Source organism: Pseudochrobactrum sp. AO18b, assembly GCF_000409565.1.
GTDB classification, from domain to species: domain Bacteria; phylum Pseudomonadota; class Alphaproteobacteria; order Rhizobiales; family Rhizobiaceae; genus Pseudochrobactrum; species Pseudochrobactrum saccharolyticum.
Genome location: NZ_ANNO01000335.1, coordinates 1 through 9084, shown reverse-complemented (window position 1 = coordinate 9084; position 9084 = coordinate 1). Strand labels below are relative to the sequence as shown.

The window sequence follows — 9084 nt, the reverse complement described above, 5'->3', positions numbered from 1 at the left end:
CTTTTTTCTTTTATTTCTCAATCACATGCTGCGGTGAAGGCGATACCGCGCGGAACAATTTGCCCTGTTCTGCAATCAGCACAAACACCATCGCAATAGCACCGACGATGAAATAGCCAAGTGCCATTGGTACGGTTGTACCGTTGAAGGACTGGCCGATCAGCATACCGATGGCTGCACCGGTCAGTGACTGTACAAAGCCGAGAACGGAAGAAGCCGTGCCTGCAACCTGTCCGAGCGGTTCCATCGCCAAGGCGTTGAAGTTGCCGCCGATTGAGCCGAAGCAGAACATAATCAGTGCAAAAATCACGATATAAATCGGGAATGGCACCGGCCCTTCAAAAAACACCGACAGCAAGAACAGCAGCAGGCTGAGGCTGATAAATGTAATCAGCAATACCTGCGAAATCCGGCGCATGCCGAAACGTCCGACCATCCGTGAATTCAGGAAGGCGGACAGTGCCATGAAGGCGGCAACGGCAGCAAATGCCACCGGAAAGCCGCGTCCCAGATCATAAATGCCGACATAAATCTGCTGTGCAGAGTTGATGAAGCCGAATAGCGAGCCGAGCATGAAGGATGCGGCCAGCGTGTAGCAGAATGCCACGCGGTTACCGATAACAATGCCGAAGCCGCTGATAATGGATTTGGCTGTGAAAGGACGGCGGTTTTCCGGTGCCAGAGTTTCCGGCATACGGGAATAGGCCCAGAAGCCGATCACACAGGCAAACAAAGCCATAAAACCGAAAATCATATGCCATTCGGAGAAGATCAGAATGACTTCACCGGTTGCCGGTGCAATCACCGGAACAATCATGAAGACCATCATGGCAAGCGACATAATTTCAGCCATAGCGCGGCCGGAATAGCGGTCACGCACAATCGAAACAGTCATGACGCGGGTAGCCGCGGCACCGATCCCCTGCAGGAAGCGCAAAACCAGCAGCATATTGAATTCCGGCACCCAGACGCAGGCCAGCGAGGTGACGACATAAATGCCGATACCGATCAGAAGTGGTTTCTTACGGCCAAAACGATCACTGATCGGGCCATAAAGCAGCTGTGAGACTGCAAAGCCGAACAGGTAGACTGTAACGACATATTGGTGATGGTTCGGTGTCAGAACACCGAGAGAATTGCCGATTTCGGCCAAAGCGGGCAGCATGACATCAATAGCCAGCGCATTGATTGCCATCAGTGCCGCGATAAGGGCAATAAATTCCGGTCTGGATAATTTAAATCCGTCGGAGGCTTGATTGCCGGATGCAGATACCGCATCTGCAGGAAGTTCACTTTTCATCTTTTACATGCCTTGTCCGGCCGGAAATGCGGTCGGAAAAATCTATTGCGGATCAGCAACCGGCAGACTGATGATGACACAATTTGCTATTGTTGTGTCTGTGGCCGGATACTGAAGCGATGTTCCGCAAACCGCTGAAACTCGGATTGTTTACGGAACAGAGGTGTTTTGAATAGCGCGCAGGCAGAAACAGTCCGGTATCTGCCGAGCTATAAAGGGCGAAAGCCGTGCAGCCTCAAAACGGTTACAGGGGCGTCCGCAATCTTGTGACCTGAAACTTCAGGAAGGGCATTTACCGCAGCAATTCGATGCAGCCTTATGCAGGCGGTGCCGCAGATAAATACTGTTTGAAAATATTGATACCGGAAAAACTTTTCGCCGCATTCGTGAGATACTGCGCTCAAATTTCTGGCGAAGCAGTTTTACAGGCCGGTATATTCCAACATATAGGGATTTGCGCAGAGCGCAATCTGGCCGGAATGATAAATTCTATTTAATAGTTTAAATGAAAAAAAAACGGCAGAAGATCTGCCGTTTTTTGATAATCACATATTCGTGAAGTCTTTGCTGCGGATCAGGCTGCCTTGGTGGCAATGCCTTTTTCAGTCAGCAGAGCCTGCAATTCACCGGCCTGGAACATTTCGCGCACGATATCGCAACCGCCGATGAACTCACCTTTTACATAAAGCTGAGGAATAGTCGGCCAGTTGGAATATTCCTTGATGCCCTGACGGATTTCGTCAGAAGCCAGAACATTGATGCCTTTATAATCAACACCGATATAATCCAGCACCTGAACAACCTGACCGGAGAAACCGCATTGCGGGAAATCCGGTGTGCCTTTCATGAAAAGCACGACATCGTTATTTTTGACTTCATTATCGATAAGCGCAGTGATGCCGCTCATGGGAGTGTCCTTTCATTGCCGGCGGGACAAATTCCGCCAGAGTTAGGCTTTAAATAGTTGCTGCTTTTTAAGCGATGCAGGAAACATCTTCCAGAACGCCTGTTGCCGCAGGGTATTTTGTGAGCCTGACTGCACTGCACTGCACTCAGGCTCAATGAATTGTTATTCCGGTGCGCGGGTCTGCAATGCCAATGCGTGCAACACGCCGCCCATATTGCCGCCGAGGGCGTCATAAACCATCTGATGCTGCTGAACGCGGGTTTTACCGCGAAAGGCTTCCGCTACGACTTCGGCAGCGTAATGATCACCGTCTCCGGCAAGGTCGCGGATGCTGACAACAGCGCCGGGAATGCCTGCCTTGATCATGTCTTCAATATCACCAGGTGCCATAGCCATATTAAAATCCTCCGAGAGCATTTTTTCTGATCAGAGTGTGCCGCGACCGATCTGTTCCGTCGCACCAGCTCTGTTTTTTTGTTTTAGCATCTTGTCCAAAACCTGTCTTAAGCTTTTGGGGATACTCTTCTTAAATTGGAGCCTGCGTCTCGGTGTTTCAAGACGCAGGCTCCGTTATTAACGGGTATTAAAATCTAGAGCGTGTCGCGTTTAATGGAACTGACAGCGATCGCTCTAGATTCTTTTCATTGTCGCATGTTCGCGAACGCTAAATGAAACCATTTAGCTGCGCCATGCTTTAGTATCAGATTTCGCCGTTCATATAGTCAGGGAACCATGATTCATAGGCCTGATGCAACTGTTCAACAGATACAGGCTTTGCTGAACCGAGGATAACAGACTTACCACCGGTGCGACCGATAAATGGTGCTGCAATACCGGCTTTTTCTGCGCGGCTCTGTACCTGTGCCAGATTGGCTTCGGTCACGGTCAGCACATAACGTCCCTGATCTTCACCGAAGAAGGTGAGAACCGGATTATGGGCTGCCGGTTCATTAATAGTTGCGCCGATTTCGCCTTTGATAGCCATTTCAGCCACAGCCTGAGCCAGACCACCCGATGAGCAGTCGTGAACTGCTGTGACCAGCCCATCTTCGATCAGGCCGCGAACGAAGTCGCCGGTCGCTTTTTCATGCGCCAGATCAACATGCGGAGCAGGGCCGTCGATGCGGTTGTGAACGTCACGCATATAGGCGGACTGGGCGATATGTGTACCCCAGCCTTCCGGTGCGCCTGCGAGCAGAATGGCTTCGCCTTCGCCCGCAAAGCGGATGCGTGCCATTTTCGACCAGTCTTTGATCAGGCCAACGCCGCCGATGGTCGGTGTCGGCAGAATGCCCTGACCATTGGTTTCGTTGTAAAGCGAGACGTTACCGGAAACGATCGGGAATTCCAGCACGCGGCAGGCTTCGCCGATGCCCTTGATCGCATGAACCAGCTGGCTCATGATTTCAGGACGCTCTGGATTACCGAAGTTGAGGTTGTCGGTCGAAGCAAGCGGTGTAGCACCGGTTGCTGTCAGGTTGCGCCAGCATTCGGCTACAGCCTGCTTACCGCCTTCAAACGGATCAGCTTCCACATAACGCGGTGTTACGTCGGAAGAGAAAGCCAGAGCTTTGGTTTCGTGGCCGTCAACGCGGATCACACCGGCATCGCCACCCGGCAATTGCAGAGAGTTGCCCTGAATCAGCGTGTCATATTGTTCATAGACCCAGCGGCGGGAAGAACCATTGGCGGAATTGAGCAGCTTAATCAGGCTGTCAGCAATATCGGCAGCCGGTACATCATCGGCAGCCAGCGCTTTTGGTGCAACAGCCGGTGTCCACGGACGATCATATTCAGGCGCCTCATCGCCGAGTTCCTTGATCGGCAGATCGGCAACCTGTTCACCCTGATGGAAGACGCGGAAACGCAGGTCATCAGTGGTTTTACCAACGATAGCAAAATCCAGACCCCATTTTTTGAAGATCGCCTGTGCTTCTGCTTCCTGTTCAGGACGCAGCACCATCAGCATGCGTTCCTGACTTTCAGAGAGCATCATTTCATAGGCAGACATCTGCTCTTCGCGCACCGGTACGGTGTCGAGGTTCAGTTCAATGCCGAGATCGCCTTTGGCGCCCATTTCAACAGCAGAGCAGGTGAGACCGGCAGCGCCCATATCCTGAATGGCGATAACCGCGCCGGAAGCCATCAGCTCAAGGCAGGCTTCGAGCAGGCATTTTTCGGTGAACGGATCGCCAACCTGAACGGTCGGGCGCTTTTCATCAATCGATTCATCAAATTCAGCCGATGCCATTGTCGCACCGCCAACGCCGTCACGACCGGTTTTCGCACCGAGATAAACAACCGGCAGGCCAACGCCTTCAGCCTTGGAATAGAAAATCGCATCGGATTTTGCGAGACCCGCTGCAAAAGCATTGACGAGAATGTTGCCGTTATAACGGGCATCAAATTCAATTTCACCGCCGACAGTCGGCACGCCGAAAGCATTGCCGTAACCGCCAACACCGGAAACAACGCCGGAAACGAGGTGACGGGTTTTCGGATGGTCTGGCTCACCGAAGCGCAGAGCATTCATGGCTGCAACCGGACGGGCACCCATGGTGAATACGTCACGCAAAATACCGCCGACACCGGTCGCCGCGCCCTGATAAGGCTCGATATAAGACGGGTGGTTGTGGCTTTCCATTTTGAAAACAACGCAATCGCCGTCATCAATATCGACAACACCGGCATTTTCACCCGGACCCTGAATAACGCGCGGGCCGGTTGTTGGCAGAGTGCGCAGCCATTTCTTGGAGGATTTATACGAGCAATGCTCGTTCCACATTGCCGAGAAAATACCCAGCTCCGTAAAGCTTGGTTCACGACCGATCAGGTCAAGAATGCGCTGGTATTCGTCGGGCTTGAGGCCGTGTGAGGCAATCAGTTCCGGTGTGATCGGGTAATCATTACGGATTGACTTTTTGCTGTCCATATCGGTGTCGCTGTCTTCTTTGATCTATGAGCCGGAGCTCGGATATGTGATAGGTTCGATGCTTAATTCTTATGTGTCGCCAGCTTCGCTGGCATAATCGGTTAGCAGCTTTTTTGTCCGGAAGCCCAGCGCGCTGTATCGCGCTCGATGCGTTCGGAAAGCGGGCTTTGCATTAACGGGCCGAAACGCTCCATCCGTCCCGGATTGCCTTCTGCCTGCACAACCAGCAAAGGCCGGTCATTCGGGTTCTTTGCAGGGACGACGAGAATACGCGGTCGGCCGGTATAAGAAACCAGTTCCGGCGCCAGCGTATATTGGCGGAACTGAGGGTCGCCGGATTTAAACCAGCATTGTCTTGCACCAAGCGCCACGCGTTCCATGGTCGCCAGAGCTGTATGGCTGACATTACCCGATGCGGGAGACGGGGATTTTTTAGACGCGAGACATCCGCTTAAAGCAACTGCGGACAAAGCCATTACAATTATATGCGCCAATTTCATTAAAGACTGAGCTCCGCAGGGGAAATGATTGTATGGTATTTCAGCATTTGCAAAGCCTGACCATTGTTTGTCAGGCTTTGCATATTTTGGGCTTTAGAGCGGTTTACCTCCAGATTGGATCATGGCGCTCGCTCTAAATTTTTTAGTGGTTGCATTATCACGGACGTCTAAGTTGTTCCAACTTGACTGTGAAATGCTTTAACTAGCTTTCGCCAGAGCTTTGCGGGCATCCTGCATTTCACCCAAAACGGCAGCGATTTCAGGAATACCTTGGGCATTGGTCTGATAGCCTTCAATATTCGGGCAATCATCCAGAATGGTTTCAAAGCCTGGAAAACGACGCAGGCTTTCCAGCAGGAAGCGCGTTGGTGCAAGCCATGCATCCGCCAGTGTCACATGTTCACCCAATGCGTATGGGCCGGAAGAAATACGGTCTTCAACAGTTTTCAGCGCATGGTGTACATGATTGAAGACTTTTGCTGCTTTATCCGCAGGAAGCGGATTGGCAGGACCTGCCAGCAAAACAGGGATGATGGACGGCAGCACATCCAGATCGAGCAGACGCATGATGATGCGAATCTGCGCACGGTCTTTCGGATCGGCCGGCAGCATCGGTTTTTCAGGGAAACGCTCTTCCAGATATTCTGCGATCACAGAGGCTTCGAACAGAGTTTCACCGGAACCGGTGACGAGCACAGGAATGCGGCGCATCGGGGAGATTTCACGGAAGCTCTCCGGCAGCGGTGGTCCGGCAGGTGCATCAATCAGTTTCAGCGGCAGGTCTTTGACCTCAGCAATAATGCGGATAAAGGCGCAGTAGGGTGATAAAGGCTTGTTATAGAGCTTCATAGTACTTCCTCCCGTTTTGCTGTTATGCAGGTCATGCTGCTGTAAAAGGAAATGCCCGCGCGCGTTATTGCGCAAAGCGGGCATAACCTGATTTAGGAAGCCAGACGATCCAGTGCCGATGCAAACAGCGCGCGGCCGTCGGTACCGCCATGCGCCTGTTCGATCAGATTTTCCGGATGCGGCATCATGCCGAGCACATTGCCTTGTGCATTGGTAATACCGGCAATGTCATTGACTGAACCATTCGGGTTGGTGCCTTCCGCATAACGGAACACAACCTGACCATTGTCTTCAATCGATTTCAGAACATCGCTTTCAGCAAAATAATTGCCGTCATGATGGGCAACAGGGCTGCGAATGATCTGACCCTGTTCGTAACCGCGGGTGAAGACTGTCTGATTATTGGCGATTTCGAGCTTTACTTCGCGGCAAACGAATTTCAGCGAAGTATTACGCATCAGTGCGCCCGGCAGGAGACCTGCTTCGAGCAGAATCTGGAAGCCGTTGCAGACACCGATGACGCGCACACCGGCTTCTGCCTTTTTGCGCAATGCCTGCATAACAGGCATACGGGCTGCAATCGCGCCGCAGCGCAGATAGTCGCCGTAGGAAAAGCCGCCCGGAATAACGATCAGGTCAACATCAGGAATTTCTGTGTCGGTCTGCCACACGGTCTGCGGAGCTTTGCCACCGATTTTCGTCAGTGCGGCAATCATATCGCGGTCGCGGTTCAGGCCGGGAAGAAGGATAACTGCTGATTTCATAGTGCAGATTACTTTCTTTTAATCCAACGCAGTAGCGGACGGATCGGAGCGGAAAATTATCAGCCGGCGAACTGCCGGTAATCTGATTGCCCGTAAAGGCGGTTCCCGCTTTTCCTGCAACTGCTTTAACTACTCTTCATAATATGATGTCAGATGACATCAAAAGAAAGAGATCAGGCGATGTCGAAGCTGTAATCTTCAATAACGGTATTGGCGAGAAGCTTTTCGCACATGGCTTTCAGCTCGGCTTCAGCCTTTGCTTTGTCCGCAGTTTCAAGAACAACATCAAAAACCTTGCCCTGACGTACAGAATTGACGCCATCAAAGCCGAGGCTGCCGAGAGCGCCGACAATGGCTTTACCCTGAGGGTCGAGAACGCCGTTTTTCAGTGTGACGGTGACGCGTGCCTTAATCACTTTGTTATCCTGTATTTTAGAAGAGGGAATGTACAGTCTCCGCAATGCGGAAATACTGCCTGAAAGACACAGCCCGGAAAGCGGCAGACTTCCCGGGCTGAAATGACTTATTTAACCAGTGTCGGGCCGGTAGGGCGCGGCGGCTCGTTCTCGTTGATAATGCCGAGACGGCGTGCCACTTCCTGATAGGCCTCAACCAGACCACCCATATCGCGGCGGAAACGGTCTTTGTCCATTTTCTCGTTGGTGGCAACATCCCAGAGACGGGCTGAGTCCGGCGAAATTTCATCGGCCAGAACCACGCGCATCATGTCGCCTTCGAACAAACGGCCGCATTCGATTTTGAAATCGACCAGCTGAATGCCGACGCCGAGGAACAGGCCGGTGAGGAAGTCGTTGATACGGATGGCAAGTGCCATAATATCATCGAGTTCCGCAGGGCTTGCCCAGCCAAATGCAGTGATATGCTCTTCGGAGACCATCGGGTCATCGAGCGCATCGGCCTTGTAATAGAATTCAATGATTGAACGCGGCAGAACGGTGCCTTCTTCAATCCCCAGACGCTTGGCCAGTGAGCCGGCAGCAACATTGCGCACAACGACTTCAAGCGGAATGATTTCGACTTCTTTAATCAGCTGCTCGCGCATGTTGACGCGGCGGATAAAGTGGGTCGGAATGCCGATCTTGTTCAACTGCGTAAAGATGTATTCGGAAATGCGGTTGTTCAGCACTCCCTTGCCATCAATCACTTCATGCTTTTTGGCATTGAAAGCGGTGGCATCATCTTTGAAAAACTGAATGAGCGTGCCTGGCTCCGGTCCTTCGTAAAGGATCTTGGCCTTGCCCTCGTAAATACGGCGGCGTCGATTCATGGGGTTTAGGAACCTCTGGGGTTTGCTGAGACCGTTTTGAGACGTCTCGTCTCATCCCGATGTTTCAGGAAGCGGCCACTGCAGCCGCAATGTCTGCGTTCCCTAGCGCAAATGATAACTTTTAACAATCATCCTTTATGCCGCTATGCTGTTTTTCAGTGATTGTTTTATGCTTTTTCTGTGCGCAGCCTCTGGTTGTGCCATTATGCGAACCCTATATGCCTAAAGCAGCCACGCATTACACTGTGATTTCGTTGCGGGCGGCGTATAATAAAGATCAAGAATAAACCGACTAACTGATATGTGAGGGACCTATGAGCGGAATGGACGAACGTCGCAATACATTCGAAAACAAATTTGCCCATGACGAAGATCTGCGGTTCCGCGCGATTGCCCGGCGCAATAAAATGCTTGGCCTCTGGGCTGCCGAAAAACTCGGCAAAACCGGAGAAGACGCACAGGCCTATGCCGGTGAAGTGGTTCGTGCAGATTTTGAAGAAGCCGGTGACGAGGATGTTATCCGCAAAATTACCGCTGATTTCAG

The 9084-nt window shown here is 51.9% G+C and carries 10 protein-coding genes; 1 reads left to right on the top strand and 9 read right to left on the bottom strand.

Annotated elements, in window-relative coordinates; all coding sequences use genetic code 11:
• Window positions 1-10: 10 nt before the first annotated feature.
• The 9 genes from A918_RS20455 to purC form a co-directional block, all read right to left on the bottom strand.
• On the bottom strand, window positions 11-1300 hold the full coding sequence (locus A918_RS20455; protein WP_022711531.1) for a multidrug effflux MFS transporter: 1290 nt from the start codon (window positions 1298-1300) through the stop codon (window positions 11-13).
• Between the two features lie 574 nt (window positions 1301-1874).
• A complete protein-coding gene (gene grxD / locus A918_RS0113225) occupies window positions 1875-2207 on the bottom strand; it encodes a Grx4 family monothiol glutaredoxin (RefSeq protein ID WP_022711528.1) in 333 nt (110 codons plus the stop codon).
• A gap of 162 nt (window positions 2208-2369) precedes the next feature.
• Window positions 2370-2603 carry a BolA/IbaG family iron-sulfur metabolism protein gene (locus A918_RS0113220; protein WP_022711527.1) on the bottom strand — a complete coding sequence of 78 codons (234 nt, stop codon included), beginning with the start codon at window positions 2601-2603 and terminating at the stop codon, window positions 2370-2372.
• Between the two features lie 304 nt (window positions 2604-2907).
• On the bottom strand, window positions 2908-5139 hold the full coding sequence (purL, locus tag A918_RS0113215; protein WP_022711526.1) for a phosphoribosylformylglycinamidine synthase subunit PurL: 2232 nt from the start codon (window positions 5137-5139) through the stop codon (window positions 2908-2910).
• A gap of 101 nt (window positions 5140-5240) precedes the next feature.
• Window positions 5241-5639, bottom strand: coding sequence for a hypothetical protein (locus A918_RS0113210; RefSeq protein WP_022711525.1), 399 nt, complete (start codon window positions 5637-5639; stop codon window positions 5241-5243).
• 198 nt (window positions 5640-5837) lie between these two features.
• Window positions 5838-6488 (bottom strand): glutathione S-transferase family protein, encoded by a 651-nt coding sequence (locus A918_RS0113205; RefSeq protein WP_022711524.1) that lies wholly within the window; start codon window positions 6486-6488, stop codon window positions 5838-5840.
• 92 nt (window positions 6489-6580) lie between these two features.
• Window positions 6581-7252: a phosphoribosylformylglycinamidine synthase subunit PurQ gene (purQ, locus tag A918_RS0113200; protein WP_022711523.1), complete on the bottom strand. Its 672-nt coding sequence runs from the start codon at window positions 7250-7252 to the stop codon at window positions 6581-6583.
• A 173-nt stretch (window positions 7253-7425) separates the two neighbouring features.
• Window positions 7426-7668, bottom strand: coding sequence for a phosphoribosylformylglycinamidine synthase subunit PurS (gene purS / locus A918_RS0113195; RefSeq protein ID WP_022711522.1), 243 nt, complete (start codon window positions 7666-7668; stop codon window positions 7426-7428).
• Window positions 7669-7775: 107 nt separating this feature from the next.
• Window positions 7776-8540 carry a phosphoribosylaminoimidazolesuccinocarboxamide synthase gene (purC, locus tag A918_RS0113190; RefSeq protein ID WP_022711521.1) on the bottom strand — a complete coding sequence of 255 codons (765 nt, stop codon included), beginning with the start codon at window positions 8538-8540 and terminating at the stop codon, window positions 7776-7778.
• A gap of 314 nt (window positions 8541-8854) precedes the next feature.
• Between purC and A918_RS0113185 the strand changes: the two genes are divergently transcribed.
• Window positions 8855-9084: DUF1476 domain-containing protein (locus A918_RS0113185; RefSeq protein WP_028233790.1), on the top strand; the 230-nt coding region annotated here is incomplete at its 3' end.